Genomic DNA, 19,651 nt, shown 5'->3' with positions numbered 1-19,651 from the left:
TCGGATGGCGTCACGCGCGTGGTCACGGTCAGTGTCACGGTTGACGTCACGAGGCGGGCGGTGCCGGAGGCGGGGGGGGCGGCATCACGGTGAAGAGCTGTGCCAGCTCGTCCACATCCTCGGCCCGCTTCCAGCCGTCCTGACCGGCGGTCCAGACGAGGGTGTCGCGCCCAAAGCCGCCCTCGGTCACCATCCGGCCCAGCCGCGCCTTGGAGAAGGGTCCTGAGGTCTGACCGTTCACCGCGAGGTGCCAGACATGCTCGGCCGGCGGCGGCGGCGGGGCGGCATGTTGCTGCGGTTGCTGCATCTGGTGACCGGGCATCGGCCCCCACGGCCCCTGTCCCGCGACCATGCCCATGCCAAAGCCCATTCCCGCCCCCATCGTCCCCGACGGGTTGGCCGCAGCGGTGGTCATCGCCTCGGCGGCGGAATACTGGCCGAAACGGTTCAGGTCGCCGACGATCCCCATCGAGGTGCGCTTGTCGAGCGCACGCTCCACCGCTTCGGGGAGCGAGACGTTCTCGACGTAGAACTCCGGCAGCTCCAGCCCGTATTGCGCGACCACCGGCGCGATCGCCTCGCGCACGACCTTGCCCAGATCCCCGGTATTGGCCGCCATGTCGAGCACGGGGATGCCCGATCCGGCGAGCACGCGGCTCGCCTCCTGCACCACGATGTTACGGATCTGGTAAGAGATCTCGGAGGTGGTGAATTCGCCATCCGTGCCGACGATCTCGCGCAGGAACAGGGCGGGATCCTTCACCCGCATCGCGTAGGAGCCGAAGGCGCGCAGGCGCACCGGCCGAATTCGGGATCGCGGCACATCACCGGATTCTTGGTGCCCCATTTCTGGTTGGTGATCCGGGTGGTGTTGACGAAGTAGACCTCGGATTTGAACGGCGACCGGAACCCGTGATCCCAGTGCTGCAGCGAGGTCATGATCGGCATGTTGTTGGTCTCGAGCATGTAGAGACCCGGCTTGAACACATCCGCCAGCTGGCCTTCATGCACGAAGACCGCCGCCTGACCCTCGCGCACCGTCAGCTTGGCGCCGTACTTGATCTCGTGGCCCTCGCGCTCAAAGCGCCAGACCATCGTGTCGCGGCTGTCATCGGTCCAATGGATGACGTCGATGAACTGACCTGACAGAAAATCGAGTATGCCCATGTGTCGTCTCCCGTGTTGCGCTCAGGCGTTGCCGCCCAGCAGTTCCGCCGCGATCTCGCGCGCGATTGGCGCGGCCTCGACGGCGCTCATGCCGGGGCTGAGCCGCCGGTCGTAGAGCATCTTCAGAAGCAGTTCGTCATGCCGCGTCAGCAGGCCGAACTCCTCGTCGTCGTTGAAGATCGAAGGCCGCGCCTGCGGGCTGTCATTGGCGAGCCCCATGCCTTGGGCCAGCTCCTCATGGATGCAGGCGAGGCGCAGCATGTCGGGATGCTCGCCCCGGATCAGCGCCACGGCGCGGCTGTAGGTGTTGCCGCCATCGCCCGAGAAGGCGATGACAAGGCACAGCGTCGAGCGCGGCGGGTTCAGGAAGGCCCGCACCGAGCTTTCGGCGATGCCAGGCACCATCTGCCTCAGCCTGTCCTCATAGCCCGCGCGGTCATCCTCGTTCAGGATCAGCACCGAGAAGTTGCCTTCCGCCGCGGTCTGGGTGATCGGCACGCCGGTGAGCCGCGACAGCCGCGCACCATAGGCGGCCACGGCGTTGCGGTCGCGCACGCGCTGCTTGGCGGGCACGGTGTCGCCGAACTGCACGTCCATGCGGATCGGGTTTTCCCAGCGGCGCAGACGGCTCATCGTCGCCTCGGCGCGCAGGGTTTCGCCATCGGCACGTACTCATCGAACAGCGCGATACGGATGAAATTGCGCGCCAGCATCGTGTCGGTGAAGGGCGTGTCCGGCCCGCCACCATCGCCGCGCAGCAGCCCTTGGGTTACAAGGTCCGATTGCAGCCGCGCGTAATGCTGCGACAGAGCCTGGCTCGCAGCGGAGCGCGTGGGTTCGGGCGTGACGGCGGGGCGGACGGGCGGTGCAGGCGCGGCTGCGGGGGCCGTCGGCTGGGGGATCTTGGCCGCTGGCTCTTCGCGCGGCGGCGTTACCGGCACGAGTTCGGCCTCCGAGGCGCAGCCCGCCACGAGCATCAGGCCAATGCCCCGCAAATCGACCTGACGGACCGTGCTTGCATTGCCGTGCCTTATCCGCGCGGGGTGGTGCCGGATGATCTGGGCGTGCCGGGCGCCGCGCGGCTGCGCGCCGAACCCAGCGCCGTTTTCAGCTCGCCCTCCATGCGGCGCAGCTCGGCCTCGGCCTCGGCGCGGCGGCGCTTGCCCTCGTCGGCGATGTCGAGGCTCTCATCGATGGTGGCGATCAGCTCGGCATTGGCCGCCTTTACCGCCTCGATGTCGAACACGCCGCGCTCCATCTCGGTGCGGATCGCCTTGTTGGCGCTGCGCAGGTTCTCGGCGTTCGAGCGCAAGAGGTCATTGGTGAGGTCGTTGGCCTCGCGCACCGCGCCCGCCGCCGCTGCCCCGCGCTGGATCGTTACCGCCTGCGCGAGCTGGGTCTCCCACAACGGCACGGTGTTCACGAGGGTGGAATTGATCTTGGTGACGAGGCTCTTGTCGTTCTCCTGAACCAGCCGGATCGAGGGCAGCGACTGCATCGTTACCTGCCGCGTCAGCTTGAGATCGTGCACCCGGCGCTCCAGATCGTCGCGTGCGGCGCGCATGTCGCGCAACTCTTGGGCGGCCATCACCTGCGCCTCTTCGGGGGCGGCCTCCATCTTGGCCTGCTGCGCCGGGATCTCGGTGGCGTCGATTTTTGCCAGCCGCGCCTCGCCCGCCGCGATGTAGAGCGCCAGCTCGTCGTAGAAAGCGAGGGTCTTGTCGTAGAGTACGTCGAGGCTCTCGATGTCCTTCATCAGCGCGTGCTCATGGCGCAGCAGCTCGTCGGTGATGCGGTCGATCTGGCCCTGCACATCGCGGAACCGTTCGGTGAACTTGGCCAGCGGCTTGGCTTTGCCGGTCAGCCTGTCCCACAGGCTGCGCTTGCGATTGGGGTCGAGTTCGGCCACGTCGAAGCCGCGGATTGTGGCGACGATGTCGCGCAGGCTTTCGCCCGCCGGACCCACATCCTTGTTCTGCACGCCCTGAAGCATCGATTGGCTGATCTGCTGCAACTCGGCCTGCGCGCCCGAGCCGAAGCGCACGATGGAGTTGGTGTCGCCGAGGTCGATTTCGCTCATGCGGCGGCGGATCTCGGCGCTCTGCTCGGGTGCGGCGGCCTCGAGCGTCAGCTCGCCGCCGGGATCGGGCAGGCGGATCTGGTTCAGGGTCTCGATCTCGGCCACGCGGGCGGCCGCGGCATCGCGGGTCTTGTCGGACATCACTCGTTCCCTCTTTCAGACGGGGCCACAACGCCTTCGCGCGCCAAGCGGTCCCGCAACACGCGGATCTCGATGTCCATGTCAGTCCGGTCCGAAAGCAGCATCGTCTCGGTCCGGGCCGCGAAGTTGGCGTCGAGATCCGTCAGGAGCGATTCATACTCCGCCCGCGCGGCACTGTCGCGACCCCGCGACCACAGATCGGCGAATTTCACCGAAGCGTCGCGCGCGCCCATCAGATACACCCCCAAGTAACGCCGTGCCTGCGTCAGGTCGCGCGGATCACGCTCCACGGTGCGGATCATCTCGCGCGCCCGGGCCTGAAACGCGGCGACGCGCTCGTCGAGCGTGCGGTCGCGCAACCCCGAGATCGCCTCGCGCATCTGCGCGAGATAGCTTTCGGCCTCGTCCACGACCTTGGCGACGCGGTCCTGCTGGTGATCGTCGACGCCGTCGATGCGCTTGTCCGACATCGGGTCGATGCCGAAGGCTGCGACATGCAGCCCGCTGGCGGCGATGCCATAGAGAAGCGGGCCGAAGAGACCGCCATCACCCGACCACGCGGCCAGCGCCACGCCAAGCCCGGTCAGCCCGGAGGCCATCATCTTGCGCGGCCAAGCGGGGCGGCGCGCGACGGGGCGGGCCCGCCATTCGGCCTCGGCCCGCAGGCCGTCACGCAGCAGGAAGGTGGCGGCGGTCAGCACGCCCGCGCCGACCAGACCCGCAACGAGGCCGGCAGGTCCGGCGCCGAGCGAGAACAGCGCCAGCAGAGCGGGGGGCACGAACAGCAGGTTCACCCGCGCGCCCGCCGGATCGACGCGGGCGGTGTCGCGCAGATCGGGGGCAGGGCTGCGGGTCTGCGGATCGGGGCTGTAGCGCCCGCCGAAGCGCCGGGCCATCAGCCGGCTCCCAGAAGGCCGGTCGCGGTGCCGGCCATCAGGGCCAGCAGCACGAGATAGGCGATGGTACGGAATGGCGCGGGCATGGCGTCCTCCTGTGTGGCAGGCAGCGCCGAACGCCGCCGCGATCCGCCGCGGATCGCGGCGAGGATCTGCGCCCCGGCAAAGACCAGCGCGGAGGCGACAAGGAGCAGCAGAATCAATCGCGTCATGGCCGGGCGGTCCCTTGGCTAGGCCCTTCAGATAATAGGGGGCGTCGCGCGGCTTTTCGAGGGGCGCTCAGCGTTTCGGCGGTTTCGGCCCGCGCCCGCCTCCGGAACCGCCCCCGGGGCCGCCTTTGGGGCCGCCACGCGCGGCGCGGTCGCCTTTCGGGCCGGAGCGATCGGCGTCGAAGCCGGACCGCCCGCCTTTCGGGCCGGTGCGGTCGGTCCTCGAGCCGGGCGTCTCCGTCCTGGCACCGGCCTTGGCACCGGCGCGCCCGGACTTGAACCCGGGCCGGTCGCCATCGCTCGCGACCTTGGCACCAAAGACGCGGCCCGTGCCGCCGGTCGACCGTTTCGTTTCGCTGGCCTGCTTGCGCGCGCCGCCCGGTCCCTTGGGGCCGGTGCCGGTGCCGGTGCCGCGCAAGCCGGGCTTGGCCCCGGGCGTGCCGTCGGGACGACGGCGCTGGACCTTGGGGCTGTCACCTTCGCCCAACTGCTCCCGCAGCACCTTGGGCCGGATTTCCTCGACCTCGCCGGGTTCGAGATTGCCGATCTGGAACGGCCCGTAGCTGATCCGGATCAGCCGGTTCACCGTCACCTCCAGCTCGGCCATGGCGCGGCGGATCTCGCGGTTCTTGCCTTCGCGCAGGCCGATGGTCAGCCAGGCGTTGGCGCCCTGCTGGCGATCGAAGGTCACCTGCATCGGCTGATAGTCGACGCCCTCGACTGAAATGCCCTTGCGCAACCGGTCAAGCTTGTCCTCGCTCACCGAGCCGTTGATCCGCACCCGGTAGCGCCGCAGCCAGCCGGTCGAGGGCAGTTCGAGCTTGCGCTTCAACTCGCCGTCATTGGTGAGCAGCAGCAGCCCCTCGGAGTTGAGGTCGAGCCGGCCCACGCTCATCACGCGCGGCATGTCCTCGGGCAGCTCGTCGAAGACGGTCTTGCGGCCCTTCTCGTCCGAGGCGCTGGTCACGAGGCCCGCAGGCTTGTGATAGAGCCACAGCCGCGCCGGTTCGGGCGCGGCCAAGGGCGCGCCGTCAACGGTGATGCGGTCCTTGGCGGTGACGTTCAGCGCCGGGCTGAAGATCCGCTCGCCGTTCACCTTGACGCGGCCATCTTCGATCATGCGCTCGGCCTCGCGGCGCGAGGCCACGCCGGCGCGCGAGAGAACCTTGGCGATCCGGTCGCCTCGGGGGTGTCGTTCTTGTCCATCCATTCGCCATAACCGCTTGCGCGCGCCCTTGCCAGCGCCGCGCGACACCGGGCATCAGGGATCATGCGGTTTCGATCCCACATGGACCTCGCGCTCGCCGAGGCGCGCGCCGCCGCCACGCGCGGCGAGGTGCCCGTGGGCGCGGTCGTGGCCGATGCCTCCGGCAGGGTGATCGCACAGGCCGGCAACCGCACGCGCGAACTGAGCGATCCCACGGCGCATGCCGAAACGCTGGCGATCCGCGCGGCCTGCGCGGCCTTGGGCTCCGAAAGGCTCACCGGCTGCGCGCTTTGGGTGACGCTCGAGCCCTGTCCGATGTGCGCTGCCGCCATCTCCTTTGCCCGCATCGCGCGGCTGCATTACGGCGCGGCGGACCCCAAATCGGGCGGCGTTGAACGGGGGGCGCGCGTGTTCTCGCATCCGCAATGCCACCACAGGCCCGAGGTTTTCGACGGCATCGCGGCGGCCGAGTCCGAGGTGCTTTTGAGCCGGTTCTTCGCCGGGCTTCGAAAGCCCTAGGCACACCGTGCGAGAATTGATCGATCGCGGCGGGGCGGGTTCTGGACTTGGGGTCGCGCGGGCCCGATATTGGCGCCATGAGTCTGCCCCCTGGTTTCCTCGAAGAATTGCGCACGCGCCTCAGCCTCGGCCAGGTGGTCGGGCGTAAGGTTGCGTGGGACATGAAGAAGTCGAACCAGGGCAAGGGCGATTTCTGGGCGCCATGCCCGTTCCACCAAGAGAAATCCGCGAGCTTTCACGTCGATGATCGCAAGGGCTTCTACTACTGCTTCGGCTGCCATGCGAAGGGCGACGCGATCTCTTTCGTGCGCGAGACCGAGAACGTCGATTTCGTCGACGCGGTGAAGATCCTCGCCGCCGAGGCGGGCATGCCGATGCCCGAGCGCGACCCGCAGGCGCAAAAGAAGGCCGACCGCCGGGGTGAGCTGGTCGAGGTGATGGAGCAGGCGGTGCAGTGGTTCCGCATGCAGCTTCGCACCACCTCGGCCAGCAGCGCGCGCGACTACCTTGTCGGGCGCGGCCTCGACGAGGCGGCGCAGGCGCGCTGGGAGTTGGGCTTCGCCCCGGACGACCGCGCGGCGCTGAGCCGGGCGCTCAAGGCCAAGGGCATCGCCGAGGAGATGATCGTGGCGGCGGGGCTCGCCGCGCGGCCAGAAGGCGGCGGCGCGGTCTATGACCGGTTTCGCGGGCGCATCATCTTTCCCATTCGCGACGGGCGCGGCCGCGCCATCGCGCTGGGCGGACGGGCAATGGACCCCAACGCACGGGCGAAATACCTGAACTCCCCCGAGACCGAACTCTTCGACAAGGGGCGCAGCCTCTACAACCTCGCCTCCGCCCGCGAGGCGGCGGGCAAGGGCGCGCCGCTCGTGGTGGCCGAGGGCTACATGGACGTGATCGCGCTCTCGGAGGCTGGTCTGCAGGCCGCCGTGGCCCCCTTGGGCACCGCCGTCACCGAAAGCCAGCTTCAGCTGATGTGGCGGGTCCACCCCGAGCCGGTGATCGCGCTCGACGGCGATGCGGCGGGGCTTCGCGCCGCGCGGCGGGTCATCGACCTCGCGCTGCCGCTGATCGGCGCGGGGCAGGGGCTTAGATTCGCGCTGATGCCCGAAGGCCTCGACCCCGACGATCTGATCCGCGCCAAGGGGGCGACGGCGATGCGCGAGGTCGTGGCGCAGGCACAGCCGATGGTGCAGCTGCTGTGGCGGCGCGAGACCGAGGGCCACGACTTCGACAGCCCCGAGCGGCGCGCGGCTCTCGACAAGAGGCTGCGCGATGCCACCGCGCTCATTCGCGAGCCGGATTTGCGCGGGCATTACGAGGCCGAACTGAAGCGCCTGAAATGGGAGCTGTTCAACCCGCGCCGCCAGTCCGGGCCGACCCGGATCGACCGGGGTGGACGCGGCGGTTTCTTCAAGCCGAACCAGCTGCCGCTCGCGCCGAGCTCGGCTGCGCGCGCCTCGATGCTCGCCACCGGTGGCGTGGTCGAGGATCACCTGCGCGAGGCGGTGATCCTCGCCACGCTGATCGCCACGCCCGAGGTGCTGCACGAGTTCGAGCCCGCGCTTGAGCGGATGGATTGCCGTGACCCCGATCACGCGGCCTTGGCGCATGGCATTCTCGCCTGCCACCACGAGAGCGATCTGCGCGGCGCGCTTGAGGCGCGGCTTGGGCAGGATACCCTTGAAACCCTGTTCTCCCAACGCCATGTGGCGATCAGTCCGGGGGTCCGCAAACCCGGCGATGCCGATGTCGCCCGGATGTGTCTGGCCGAGGAGCTGGCCAAGCTCGATGCCCGCCGGGGCCATGCCCGCGAGCTGGCCGAGGCGGTCGAGGACCTGTCGGGGCTGAGCGACGAAGGGCTGACCTGGCGCCTGTCGCGCGCGGCCGAAGCGCTCGACAAGGCGGGCCGCGGCGACGGAGAGGATACGACCGAATACGAATACGGGACCAACGGCGCACTGATGCGGCGCGACGAGAGGTCCGAATTCGACGCTCTTCTGGGGACCATCGCCTTCGGCAAAAGCGGTCCCAAGGGGAGTTGAGACGCGGCCCGTCGCACCGATTCGGCGATGGTTGTTGCGAATGCATGAAAGAATCGGGCGCGGGGAGGTTGCGAATCGCCGCCCTTGCGGGTTGATTCGGGCAGTCCGAATCACTGCCCGCGCTGGACAGGACGTTCACCGAACGAGGAGCCCTTCATGGCCGCGAAAGATACCGACGACCGCAAGGACGACGACCAGGACGGGGCGATGACGCTCGACATGAGCCAGGCGGCGGTCAAGAAGATGATCTCCGAAGCGCGCGAGCGCGGCTACATCACCTATGACCAGCTCAATCAGGTCCTGCCCCCCGATCAGGTCTCCTCGGACCAGATCGAGGATGTCATGTCGATGCTCTCGGAGATGGGCATTCAGGTGACCGAGGCCGAGGAAAGCGAAGAGGCTGATGACGGCGGCTCGCGCGAGGTCGCCACGGTGGGCGGCAACCGCGACGTCACGCTGGCGGGGGCCGAGGCCGAAAAGCTCGACCGCACCGATGACCCGGTGCGCATGTATCTGCGCGAGATGGGTTCGGTCGAATTGCTGTCACGCGAAGGCGAGATCGCCATCGCCAAGCGCATCGAGGCTGGTCGCAATACGATGATCGCGGGCCTGTGCGAAAGCCCGCTCACCTTTCAGGCGATCACGATCTGGCGCGACGAGCTTCTGTCCGAGGACATCCTGCTGCGCGACGTGATCGATCTCGAGACCACCTTCTCGGGCCAGCTTGGCGAGGAAGAGGGCGAAGAGCCGGTGGTCGAGTCTGGCGCCGCGCAGCCCGCCTCCTCCGGAGGCGAACGCTCCGAGGGCCGCTCCGAACTCGACGCCGACGGCAATCCGATCAGCAACAACGACGATGACGACGAGGACGACGAGCAGCACAACATGTCGCTCGCCGCGATGGAGGCCGCGCTCAAGCCGCGCGTGCTCGAGACGCTCGATACCATCGCCGAGAACTTCTCGCGCCTGTCGGACATGCAGGACGCGCGCATGTCGGCGACGCTGAACGAGGATTCGACTTTCTCGAACGCCAACGAGGTCGAGTATCAGACGCTGCGCTCGGAGCTGGTGGTGCTGGTCAACTCGCTGCACCTGCACAATAACCGCATCGACGCACTGATCGACCAGCTCTACGGCATCAACCGTCGAATCATGTCGATCGACTCGAGCATGGTGAAGCTCGCCGATCAGGCCCGCATCAACCGCCGTGAGTTCATCGACGAGTATCGCGGCGCCGAACTCGATCCCACCTGGATGGAGCGGATGGCCGAAAAGCCGGGCCGCGGCTGGCAGGCGCTGTTCGAGCGTTCGGCCGGCAAGATCGAGGAGCTGCGCTCCGAGATGGCGCAGGTCGGTCAGTATGTCGGCGTCGACATCGGCGAATTCCGCCGCATCGTCCAGCAGGTCCAGAAGGGCGAAAAGGAGGCCCGTCAGGCCAAGAAGGAGATGGTCGAGGCCAACCTGCGTCTCGTGATCTCGATCGCCAAGAAATACACCAACCGCGGCCTGCAGTTCCTCGACCTCATCCAGGAAGGCAACATCGGCCTGATGAAGGCGGTGGACAAGTTCGAGTATCGCCGCGGCTACAAGTTCTCGACCTATGCGACGTGGTGGATCCGTCAGGCGATCACCCGCTCGATTGCCGATCAGGCCCGCACCATCCGGATCCCGGTGCATATGATCGAGACGATCAACAAGCTGGTGCGCACCGGTCGCCAGATGCTGCACGAGATCGGCCGCGAGCCGACGCCGGAGGAGCTGGCCGAGAAGCTGCAGATGCCGCTCGAGAAGGTCCGCAAGGTGATGAAGATCGCCAAGGAGCCGATCAGCCTTGAGACGCCGATCGGCGACGAGGAGGACAGCCAGCTCGGTGACTTCATCGAGGACAAGAACGCGATCCTGCCGTTGGATTCGGCCATTCAGGAGAACCTGAAGGAGACCACGACGCGGGTGCTTGCTTCGCTCACCCCGCGCGAGGAGCGGGTGCTGCGGATGCGCTTCGGCATCGGCATGAACACCGACCACACCCTCGAAGAGGTCGGCCAGCAGTTCTCGGTGACGCGCGAGCGGATCCGTCAGATCGAGGCCAAGGCGCTGCGCAAACTCAAGCATCCGAGCCGGAGCCGCAAGCTTCGCAGCTTCCTCGACCAGTGATGGCGCATCGCAAGATCACGCAACTCACCCGGCAGCGCGCTTTCGCGACGATCAAGGTCGTCGCGGAGGCCATGCTCGCCGGTGAAAAAGCGATCACTTATTCCGAACTGGCCAATCGGCTTGGTATGTCCAAAGTCAACGGGCAGGGCCTCGCCAGCTACCTCAATGAGGCGGCGGCAATCTGTGCCGAGCACAAGCTGCCAAACGTCTCCTGCGTCGTGGTCAGCAAGGACAGCTTCGAGCGCGGCGCGCCGATGCCCTCCGAAGGCTCCTTCAGCGACAACCACTACGCCGCCTCGGGGCTGACGCGCGAGGATGTGCCCGCCGAGCAGGAGCGTGTGCGCCAGTACGACTGGCGGTCGCTGCCGACCCTCGATCTCGACGACTGACCGCACCGGCGCGCTTGGGCCATGAGGGACCGGTGGCGCGCCGTCGGTCCCGATCGGCCGGGCGCTTCAACGCCGGGTTGACGGATCAAGGTCGAACCGTGAACATCGGCGCAGTTCCAGCCAGGATGTTCCCATGCCCACCGATCCCCTCATGCTCGTTTCCCTTGGCGCGGCCCTTGTCTTGCTCCTTGCCCTCGTCGCGGCCCTCACCGGGCTCAGGGCCGCGCGTGCGGCCCTTGCCGCCTTGCGCGCCGATCTCGACGCCGGGCGGCGCGAGGTCGAGGATCTGCGCGGCAGTGCCGGGGCCGAGCGCACGCGGCTCGAAGAGCGCGAGCGACAGCTTTCGGCGCTCAAGGAAGAGCTGACAGCGGCCCGCAAGGCCCAGTTCGAAAGCGATGCGGCGCATGGCGAAACTCGGTCGGCCAAGGCGGCGCTCGAGGAGGCCAGGCGCGGCCTGGAGCAGACGCGCAACGACCTGAAGGGGCAGCTCTTGAGCCTCACCGCCGAGATGCGCGAGTTGCAGGAGCGTCATGCGCAGCTGCAATCCGACCACGCCACGCTTCAGGCCCGCAGCGCGGGCGAGATCGAGGCCGCCGAGACGCGCATCTCCGAGCTGAAGGAGTTGCGCGAGGAGATGTCGCGCCGCTTCGAGGAACTGGCGACCAAGACCCTGCGCCAAACCGGCGAGGATTTCTCCAAGGCCAACACCCGGACGCTCACCGAGCTTCTGACGCCGTTCCGCGACCACGTCTCGCGCTTCGAGACGGAGTTGCGGCAGGTGCATGGCAAGGCCGACGAGGAGCGCGCGCGCCTCGGCAAGCAGATCGAGATGCTGACGGTCCAATCCGAAACGATCCGCTCGGAAGCCGCGGCGCTCACCCGCGCGCTCAAGGGCGACAAGCAAAAGCAGGGCGCTTGGGGCGAGATGATCCTCGAACGCATCCTCGAAAGCTCCGGACTGGAGCGCGGCACGCATTACACCGTGCAAGAAAGCCGCACCGACGAAGACGGGGCGCGCTGGCGACCCGACGTGGTCGTCAGGATGCCGCGCGGCAAGAGCCTCGTGGTCGACAGCAAGGTGAGCCTGATCGCCTATGAGGCGGCGGTGAACGCCGAGACCGAAGACGAGCGCAAACGCCACCTGCGCGAGCACGTCGCCTCGGTGCGCCGTCACATCGACCAGCTCGCCGCCAAAGGCTACTATGCGATGCAGGACGGCTCTGTCGATTATGTGCTGATGTTCATGCCGATCGAGGGCGCGCTCTCGGCGGCGCTGTCGGAGACGGGCGACCTGACCGCCTATGCGGTATCCAAAGGCGTGGGCGTTATGACCCCCACGACGCTGATGGTGACGCTGCGCACCGTCGATCACATCTGGACCGTCGAGCGACGCGAGAGCAACGCCGAGGACATCGCCAAGCGCGCGGGGCTGCTCTACGACAAGGTCGCGGGTTTTGTCGGCAACATGGAGCAGGTGGGCCGCGCGCTCGGGCAGGCCAGCCGCGCGCATGAGGATGCGATGGGGCAGCTTTCCTCGGGGCGTGGCAACGTGCTGGGCCAGATCGAAAAGCTCAAATCCATGGGCGCGCGTACCCAAAAGAACCTTGGGGTGGAATTCGACGAGGCCGGGGACGATGCCCCCGAGCCGCTTTCCCTCGACGCGCGAGAGCCTGCCGAATGAGCGTGGGCAGCACATGCAAGGCGTGAGTGTTGCCACACCGCCACTGGTCTTGCGGCTCGCGTAAACTATTCGGAAACCTTCTCCGTGCTCCGGTGTTTGTCATGCAGGATCGAGACGGGAGAAACCGCCATGAAAAAGCCGATTGCCATCGCCCTCGCAGCTGCCCTCACCATGCCGCTCATGGGCATCGCCCCGATCCTGTCCACGGCCGCGGGCTTTGCGGACGTGACCGAACCCGCCGCGCGCTATGACCTTGATGGTGCGATCGACATCCCTGTGTCGGCGGCCGAACTCGACGAATGCCGCGCCACGCTGGAGCAGGTCTTTGTCGGAACCGGCGGCAACCCTTCCGTGCGTTGCGTCATTGCAGGCTGATCCTTGCACGCAAGCTTTGAGATCGACACGCATGGCCCGGGTCTGACCGAATTCACGGACCGGATCACCCGCTGGGTTCGAGAAGCAGCGTCGGACGAGGCGCTCCTTACCCTCTTTGTGCGCCATACTTCCTGTTCGCTTCTCATTCAGGAGAACGCCGATCCGGAGGTTCAGACCGATCTTGCGGCGTATTTCCACAGGCTGGTCCCGGCGTCGAACGATCCATCAATGGCCTATCTCACACATACCTACGAAGGGCCGGATGACATGCCCGGCCATATCAAGGCGGCCCTGCTGCCGACCTCGTTGCAGATCCCGGTGATCGACGGGCGCATGACACTCGGCACTTGGCAGGGGATCTATCTTTTCGAGCATCGCACCCGTCCGCATCGGCGCGAGGTGGTCGGCCTGCTGCGCTGAGGCCGCCCGCGCTATCTGGTGTGTCCGCTGCGACCCCTACCCAATTCTTGGGCATCCTCCTATACTGGCGGTGGAATGCGGGCACTGGCCCCCCAAGAGACGTGACGAGGATCCGGATGCGCTGCCCGTTTTGTGGAAATGTCGATACGCAGGTCAAGGATTCGCGCCCGGCCGAGGACCATGCCGCCATCCGCCGCAGGCGGTTCTGCCCCTCATGCAGCGGACGTTTCACCACCTATGAGCGGGTGCAGCTGCGCGATCTCGTGGTGATCAAGACCAATGGGCGGCGCGAGGAGTTCGACCGCGACAAGCTCGAACGCTCGATCCGCATCGCGCTGCAAAAGCGCCCGGTGGAGCCCGAGCGCATGGACCAGATGATCTCGGGCATCGTGCGGCGGCTCGAAAGCATGGGCGACACCGATATCCCCTCTTCGAAGATCGGCGAGATCGTGATGGAGTCGCTCGCCCGGATCGACACGGTGGCCTATGTGCGCTTTGCCAGCGTTTACATGAACTTTCAGGCCGTGGGCGATTTCGATCGCTTCATGTCCCAGCTTCGTCCCACACCGGCCAGCAAGTGAGCGTGGCGCGGGACCGGCGCTTCATGGTGCTGGCGCTGTCGCTGGGGCGGCGCGGGCTGGGGCGGGTCTGGCCCAACCCCAATGTCGGTTGCGTCATCGTGGCCCAGGGCCGGATCGTCGGGCGGGGTCGCACTGCCGATGGCGGCAGGCCGCATGCCGAGACGCAGGCATTGGCACAGGCGGGCGCGCAAGCGCGCGGAGCCACGGCCTATGTCACCTTGGAACCTTGCGCGCATCACGGTCGGACGCCGCCCTGTGCCGAGGCGCTGGTGGCGGCAGGCGTGGCGCGGGTGGTCGTGGCGGCGCACGATCCTGATCCGCGTGTCGCGGGCCGCGGCATCGCGCGGCTGCGCGTGGCGGGGATCACGGTCGAGACGGGGCTGATGGTGGACGAGGCCCGGCGCGACCTATCAGGGTTCCTGAGCCGGATCGAACGGGGCCGCCCCTTCGTCACCCTCAAGCTCGCGGCCAGCCTCGATGGGCGCATTGCCACCGGCACCGGCGAAAGCCGTTGGATCACCGGGCCGCGGGCGCGGGCGCGGGTGCACATGATGCGGGCGCGGCACGATGCGGTCATGGTCGGTGGCGGCACGGCGCGGGCCGATGACCCGATGCTCACCGTGCGCGGACTTGGCATTGAGCGTCAGCCGGTGCGGGTGGTGGTGTCGCGCAGGCTGGATCTGCCGCTGGACGGCGCGCTCGCGCGCAGCGCCGCGACCGTTCCGCTCTGGCTGTGTCACGAGACGTCGGTCGATGCGGCGCCTTGGACGGCGCAGGGCGCGGTCAGCCTGCCTTGCACGCTGGCGAACGGGCAGGTCGATGTCAGCGCAGCCCTCGCGGCCTTGGGCGAGGCGGGGTTGACGCGGGTGTTCTGCGAAGGCGGCGCCGCGCTGGCGGCCTCGCTGCTCGCCGCGGATCTCGTGGACGAGCTTGCGCTTTTCACCGCCGGCTGCGCGATCGGGGCCGAGGGCACGCCCGCACTCGCCGCAATGGGGATCGACCGATTGGGCAATGCGCCGCGTTTGGAACTGGCGGCGCAGGAGCGGGTCGGGGCGGATCTGATGAGCCTCTGGCGCAGACCGGGCTGACGCGCCCTCAGCGCCGCCAGAGCGGTGCGGCCGAGGCGAACGCGCCCTGCAGCTTGGCCAGCGCGCGCAGCCCCGGCCGGTGCGCGGTGATGCCGGCAGACAACCTGTCGAGCACCAGCTCCGGCGGGCAGGGGCGTCCGGTCAGTGGATCGAAATAGCGCGGCCAGCCGATCAGCGCCGCATGGGCGAGCCCCATGAGATCCGGGCGTGCCCGGCGGCGCGGACAGGGCGGGCCGAGGTCGCGGGTCAGGCCCCAGCCCGCATAGAACGGCGTGCCGAGGCAGGTCACGGGCCGCCCGCGCAACAGCGCCTCGAAGCCGATGCCCGAGGTCATGGTCCAGACCTCGTCCACCGCGCCAAGTGCCTCCAGCGCGTCCACGCGGGCAAGGACCGCATCGGCATGGCGCAGGGGATCAGGCACCGCGCCGGGCCGCAGCCCTGCCTCGATGTCGGGGTGCGGCTTGTAGAGGATCACCGCGTCGGGATTGGCCGCGCGCACCGCCTCAAGCAGCGCGAGATTGCTGCGCACCGGGCCCGCGCCAAGCCGGATGGAGGCGTCATCCTCGACCTGACCCGGCACGAGGATGCGATGACCAGCTGGCAGGTCGGGCAGGGGGGCGCCCGCGAGGTTGTATTTCGACAGCCCCGCCGCGCGCAGTCGCGTTACCAGCCGTTCCGCGCGCCGTCGGTCGGCGTCGGACAGGCCCTCCGAGGCCGCGATGAGCCGTTCCATCCGGCTTTCGTGCGAGGGATCGTAATGCAGGCCGAGATCGTCAAGCCCGAGGCTCGCGGGGGGGACCAAGGCCGCGCCCAACCCGCGCGAACGCAGGAACCCGTCCTCGACCCGCACGGCGCCCCGGGGCGCGGCGCGGTCGCCCCAAAGCATGAGGCGGCGTCCCTGCCGGGTCGCCAGGTTGGCGGCCCGCTCGGGAGGATCGACGAAGCGGACCGCCCGTGCCGTGCCAAAGCCGCGCTGTAGGTGACGCCGCTTCCACAACCGCATGCCGCAGGCGACCCAGCCTGCCCGGTCCTCGCGCCACGCACGGGTCTCGGCCTCGAAGCTGTCGAGCGCGCGCTCGAAGTCGCAGGCGCGGTCCATGTGCGGGTCGTGCCAATGCGGATAAAGGATCATCGCGGTGGCGAAGATCTGCGCGCGGGTCAGCTGCCGCTGCCGTCGATCCACCGGGGCGCGGTCCTCGGTCAGGCCCCAGCCCGTATAGAAGGGCTGACCGTGGATCACCGGGCGATGGCCCGCAAGGATCGCCTCGAACCCCATCTGCGAGGAAAAGGCATGCACCGCGATGGCCCCTTCCAGAAGCTGCCATGGTGAGACCGGCGCGTCGCAAAACCAGATGCCGGGGCCAAGATCGGTTTCGCGGAAATGGCCCGCGCGATAGCCCTGCTGGCTCTCGGGGTGGGTCTTGATGACGATCCGCGCCCCGGGATGCGCCTCGCGCGCCTCGAACAGCATTTCCAGAAAGCTGTTGCGATCGCCCCGGCTCGCGCGGACCGCCGCGTCCCCCGCGGTCTGGTCGATCACCAGCACATAGCCTGGATCGGGCAGGGGGGCCTCGGGATCGAAGCCGGAATATTTGGAAAGCTCCGCCGCGCGCAGGCGCGCCATGCCGTCGCGCGCCCGATCGAGAAGAGCCGTATCGTCGAGCGGATGCGTTGCGAGAAGGGTTTCGAGATCGCTGGTCTGCGTGGGGTCGAAATGCGCACCCGCGTGATCGATCAGCACGCCCAGCGGCGGCGCCCCGGCACGACCGGGACGGATCGAGCGCAGGAATGCGTCCTCGATCCGCACGACCCGCGCGCCGCGCCGCGCCGCGATGGCGGTGCCGCGCCACGCCGTCGGGCTCGCGCCCCAGACAGCGACGAGATCGCCCGGCCCGGGCAGGCCGCTGCGCACCGCATAGCCCGCCCCGCGCAGCCGCGCCCGCATCGGTCGCGTCAAGAGACCGCCATTGTAGACGTAGAGGCAGCGCGGAGTCCGGACCGTCAAGCTCAGCGCACGGCGTCGGTGGCGTTACGCGTCGTCGTCAGCGTGCCGGTCAGTCCACCGATCACCCGGCCGAACTCGACGATCGGGGCCTCGGTGACATAGACCGTGTCGTCGTCGCGGATCGCGAAGTCGCGGGCCATGAACATGCCGTTGGGACGGGTAAGATCGAGTACGTAGACCAGACGCTGCGTACCGACCAGATCGGGAATGCCGGTGATCTGCCCGGCGATCACGGCCGGTTCGTTGCGGAACACGAAGACGCCGGTGGGATCGGCCAGCTGCGGGTTCAGGCCGCCCACGCGCGCGATCGCCTCGATGGCCGAGATGTTGCGGCTCTCGAAGGGCACGAGATCCTGCGTGCCGGTGGCCCCCAGCGCGGTGAAGTCGCGGGTGTCGGCCTCGACGAGGATGCGGTCGCCCGCGCGCAGCGCCACATCGGCGCGCGGCTGCTCGAACAGGTCCTGGAACCAGATCTCGCCCGAGGTGCCGCCACGCGTCAGCGTGACCTGCGCCAGTTCGGGACGCACGGTGACCCCGCCCGCCGCCGCCAGCATCGACGAGAGCGTGCGGGTGGGCCGCTCGATCGGATAGACGCCCTGCGCGCCGACATCGCCCACCACGGAGACGGTCGAGCCGTCACCCGCGAGGCGGCGCACCTGCACCTGTGGATCGGGGGTCTGTGCCTCGAGTTTCTCACTGATGATCCGGCGGATCGTCTCGGGCGAATTGCCCGCCGCCCGGATGCGGCCCGCATAGGGAACGAAAACGAAGCCCGACCCGTCGACCTGCACCTCTTCGAGCACGGTGGCGTTCTGACCCGTCGGCACCAGCAGGCCGTCGTCGACATTCTCCCAGATCGTCAGCCCCAGCACGTCGCCTGGCTGGATCGTGTCCGAGCCAAGCAGGCCCGCATTCTCGAAGGTGGTGGCAAAGCCCAGCGCCGGTGTGACGCCCGCGATGCGGTTCACCCGGTCATCCACCTCCACGACGAAAGCGTCGCCTTGCCGGAGCACCGAGCCTGCAAAGATCTCACGCTTGTTGGGGCCGGAGCGTGGGGTGAGCCCGCAGCCGGCGACGAGGGCGATCACGGCCATGAGGGCCGCACCGCGTGCGAGGCGGTGGGAGAGGTGTGTCACTGCGCGGTCTCCTCGACCTGTTCCTGTCTGCCTGCGGCCCGTGGGATCGGGCCGGCCTTTGTTGGTCTTGGACAGAGTCTGCCCGTTGCGGGCAAGGCTAGCGCGCGGGGGGGCGGCTGACCAGTTGCTGCGCGCCGGAGCGGAGACGGCGGAAGGCGCGGTGTGGCTTGCGGGCCGCGCCGGTCAGGGCAGGGCGCGCAGCGGTTGCCGCGGTGCGACCCGGCCCGCGCGCAGCGCGTCGTAAGGGTCCTCGGCGGCGAGCATCATGTCGGCCACCTGCCGGAGCAGCCGCCTGCGGCCCGCCGAGGAGTAGAACCCGCCCGAGACCTGGCTCGTCTCGAGCAGGAAGCGGCGATAGTCGCGGTAGGCGCGCCGGTCCGGGCGCACCGGCGCCGCGAAGAATTCGGGCAGCGGCTGTGTCGAGGTGAAGTCGGGTTTGGAATAGACCGCGCGGCCGAAGGCCTTGAGAGGGATGCCGCGCCACAGCACCTGCTGCGCGGCGGTGGAGTTGACCGTGACGGCGGTGCGCGCCGCGTCCAGAAGCCGCGCCAGCTTGCCGCCGCGCAGGTAATGGACCCGGCCCTCGACGCCATGCGCGCGGGCCAGATCGCGGATGATCCGCTTGAGCGGGGCCTGCCCGTTCTCCAGCGGATGCGCCTTGAACACGAGGTGATGATGACGCGGCGCGCCCTTGGCAAAGCCGTCGATCACCAGCTCGAGAAACTCGGACATCCGGGCGAAGGGCGAATGGGCCCGAAAGCTGGCATCGTGTTCGAGCTGCAGGAGCGCGAGGTGGTAGGGATAGCCGCCCTGCCGGATCCGCGCCGTCGCCACGATCCGGTCGAGCGCGAGGAAGGGCATCAGCAAAAGCCGCGTGGTGTAGAGCCGTGCCTCGGTCGTGAGCGGCAGCGCCCGATGCGCCCGAAAACCGCTATAGGCGCGGTTTCGAAACAGCACGAACCAGTGATAGAGCGCGCCGTAGAACACGTGCTGGCGCATGTCGCCCCAATGCGCGGGGGCCTCGGCGATCTCGGGATCGGATCGCTCCAGCGCCACGCGCATCTCGTCGATGCCGATCTCCATGAGCCGCGAATGGCCGTTGGTGCCGCCGCGCTCATAGGTGACCCACCACGGACGCAGATAGCCCTCTTCGAAGACATGCACGCAAAGCCCGCGTGCGCGCGCCGCCATGACCGCCGCGGCGTGCACCGGACGGGTGTCGCCATAGAGCACGATATCGGTGATGCCGTGTTCCTCGATCAGCCCCTCGAAGGTGCCGGCCCAGCCGTCGAGAGAGCCGCGATAGGGGATATAGCTCGACCGGTCATGCCAGAAGGCCGCATCGCCCGCGTTGAAGCCGACGCGCCAAGTGCGTGCCCCGGCGGCGCGGAGCATCTTTGCGAGCCGGTGAAAGAAGGGCCCGTGCGGGCCCTGCAGGAACAGGAAGCGACGTTGTGCGGGATCGGTCATGATGCGGGCCATTCTGACGGACGATCCCTTTCTTTTCGCAAAGACGTCGGACCCTTTTATGGCGGCCCGGTGGCATGGGGAAGGGCATGCT

Annotated in this window: 18 protein-coding genes and 1 pseudogene; 9 read left to right on the top strand and 10 right to left on the bottom strand. The window is 68.3% G+C overall.

Going from position 1 to position 19,651, the window contains the following annotated elements; genetic code table 11:
• Positions 1-46: 46 nt before the first annotated feature.
• From MBELCI_RS00855 to MBELCI_RS00835, 7 genes and pseudogenes are all read right to left on the bottom strand, one after another.
• Positions 47-1,167, bottom strand: a pseudogene (locus MBELCI_RS00855) (SPFH domain-containing protein).
• A 21-nt stretch (positions 1,168-1,188) separates the two neighbouring features.
• Positions 1,189-1,800 carry a DUF2927 domain-containing protein gene (locus MBELCI_RS22425; protein WP_369385331.1) on the bottom strand — a complete coding sequence of 204 codons (612 nt, stop codon included), beginning with the start codon at positions 1,798-1,800 and terminating at the stop codon, positions 1,189-1,191.
• Positions 1,797-2,144 carry a hypothetical protein gene (locus MBELCI_RS22420; RefSeq protein WP_369385330.1) on the bottom strand — a complete coding sequence of 116 codons (348 nt, stop codon included), beginning with the start codon at positions 2,142-2,144 and terminating at the stop codon, positions 1,797-1,799. The genes MBELCI_RS22425 and MBELCI_RS22420 overlap by 4 nt, the downstream gene beginning before the upstream one ends.
• 53 nt (positions 2,145-2,197) lie before the next feature.
• Positions 2,198-3,388, bottom strand: coding sequence for a toxic anion resistance protein (locus MBELCI_RS00845; protein ID WP_021692232.1), 1,191 nt, complete (start codon positions 3,386-3,388; stop codon positions 2,198-2,200).
• Positions 3,388-4,284 (bottom strand): 5-bromo-4-chloroindolyl phosphate hydrolysis family protein, encoded by an 897-nt coding sequence (locus tag MBELCI_RS00840; RefSeq protein ID WP_021692231.1) that lies wholly within the window; start codon positions 4,282-4,284, stop codon positions 3,388-3,390. Before MBELCI_RS00840 ends, MBELCI_RS00845 begins: the two co-directional genes overlap by 1 nt.
• Positions 4,284-4,496 carry a hypothetical protein gene (locus MBELCI_RS19710; protein WP_021692230.1) on the bottom strand — a complete coding sequence of 71 codons (213 nt, stop codon included), beginning with the start codon at positions 4,494-4,496 and terminating at the stop codon, positions 4,284-4,286. The genes MBELCI_RS00840 and MBELCI_RS19710 overlap by 1 nt, the downstream gene beginning before the upstream one ends.
• Positions 4,497-4,563: 67 nt before the next feature.
• Entirely contained in the window at positions 4,564-5,703 is a 1,140-nt protein-coding gene (locus MBELCI_RS00835; RefSeq protein WP_081698450.1) for a pseudouridine synthase, read from the bottom strand.
• A gap of 60 nt (positions 5,704-5,763) precedes the next feature.
• Here MBELCI_RS00835 and MBELCI_RS00830 point away from each other — a divergent pair, with 60 nt between their 5' ends.
• From MBELCI_RS00830 to ribD, 9 genes are all read left to right on the top strand, one after another.
• Complete coding sequence (locus MBELCI_RS00830) at positions 5,764-6,219, top strand: nucleoside deaminase (RefSeq protein ID WP_021692228.1); 456 nt, start codon at positions 5,764-5,766, stop codon at positions 6,217-6,219.
• Positions 6,220-6,296: 77 nt separating this feature from the next.
• Positions 6,297-8,264, top strand: a complete 1,968-nt coding sequence (gene dnaG / locus MBELCI_RS00825) for a DNA primase (RefSeq protein WP_045319518.1) — start codon at positions 6,297-6,299, stop codon at positions 8,262-8,264.
• 156 nt (positions 8,265-8,420) lie between these two features.
• A complete protein-coding gene (gene rpoD, locus MBELCI_RS00820; RefSeq protein ID WP_021692226.1) occupies positions 8,421-10,415 on the top strand; it encodes an RNA polymerase sigma factor RpoD in 1,995 nt (664 codons plus the stop codon).
• Positions 10,415-10,804, top strand: a complete 390-nt coding sequence (locus tag MBELCI_RS00815; protein WP_021692225.1) for a hypothetical protein — start codon at positions 10,415-10,417, stop codon at positions 10,802-10,804. Before rpoD ends, MBELCI_RS00815 begins: the two co-directional genes overlap by 1 nt.
• A gap of 133 nt (positions 10,805-10,937) precedes the next feature.
• Positions 10,938-12,485 carry a DNA recombination protein RmuC gene (locus MBELCI_RS00810; RefSeq protein ID WP_021692224.1) on the top strand — a complete coding sequence of 516 codons (1,548 nt, stop codon included), beginning with the start codon at positions 10,938-10,940 and terminating at the stop codon, positions 12,483-12,485.
• A 129-nt stretch (positions 12,486-12,614) separates the two neighbouring features.
• On the top strand, positions 12,615-12,860 hold the full coding sequence (locus MBELCI_RS00805) for a hypothetical protein (protein ID WP_021692223.1): 246 nt from the start codon (positions 12,615-12,617) through the stop codon (positions 12,858-12,860).
• Positions 12,861-12,863: 3 nt separating this feature from the next.
• Positions 12,864-13,280, top strand: coding sequence for a secondary thiamine-phosphate synthase enzyme YjbQ (locus tag MBELCI_RS00800; protein ID WP_021692222.1), 417 nt, complete (start codon positions 12,864-12,866; stop codon positions 13,278-13,280).
• A 116-nt stretch (positions 13,281-13,396) separates the two neighbouring features.
• On the top strand, positions 13,397-13,861 hold the full coding sequence (nrdR, locus tag MBELCI_RS00795) for a transcriptional regulator NrdR (RefSeq protein WP_021692221.1): 465 nt from the start codon (positions 13,397-13,399) through the stop codon (positions 13,859-13,861).
• Entirely contained in the window at positions 13,858-14,949 is a 1,092-nt protein-coding gene (gene ribD / locus MBELCI_RS00790) for a bifunctional diaminohydroxyphosphoribosylaminopyrimidine deaminase/5-amino-6-(5-phosphoribosylamino)uracil reductase RibD (protein WP_235047540.1), read from the top strand. The genes nrdR and ribD overlap by 4 nt, the downstream gene beginning before the upstream one ends.
• A gap of 7 nt (positions 14,950-14,956) precedes the next feature.
• Here the strand turns inward: ribD and MBELCI_RS00785 are convergent, their stop codons facing one another.
• The 3 genes from MBELCI_RS00785 to MBELCI_RS00775 form a co-directional block, all read right to left on the bottom strand.
• The gene (locus MBELCI_RS00785; RefSeq protein WP_021692219.1) at positions 14,957-16,894 is read right to left on the bottom strand and encodes a capsule polysaccharide biogenesis protein; all 1,938 of its coding nucleotides are present in this window, start codon (positions 16,892-16,894) and stop codon (positions 14,957-14,959) included.
• Positions 16,895-16,956: 62 nt separating this feature from the next.
• The gene (locus MBELCI_RS00780) at positions 16,957-18,090 is read right to left on the bottom strand and encodes a polysaccharide biosynthesis/export family protein (RefSeq protein ID WP_021692218.1); all 1,134 of its coding nucleotides are present in this window, start codon (positions 18,088-18,090) and stop codon (positions 16,957-16,959) included.
• 183 nt (positions 18,091-18,273) lie between these two features.
• Positions 18,274-19,560, bottom strand: a complete 1,287-nt coding sequence (locus MBELCI_RS00775) for a capsule polysaccharide biogenesis protein (protein WP_045319535.1) — start codon at positions 19,558-19,560, stop codon at positions 18,274-18,276.
• Between the last annotated feature and the right edge of the window lie 91 nt (positions 19,561-19,651).

Source organism: Limimaricola cinnabarinus LL-001 (assembly GCF_000466965.1).
Taxonomy (GTDB): Bacteria; Pseudomonadota; Alphaproteobacteria; order Rhodobacterales; family Rhodobacteraceae; genus Limimaricola; species Limimaricola cinnabarinus.
This window is presented reverse-complemented; position numbering and strand designations above follow the sequence as displayed.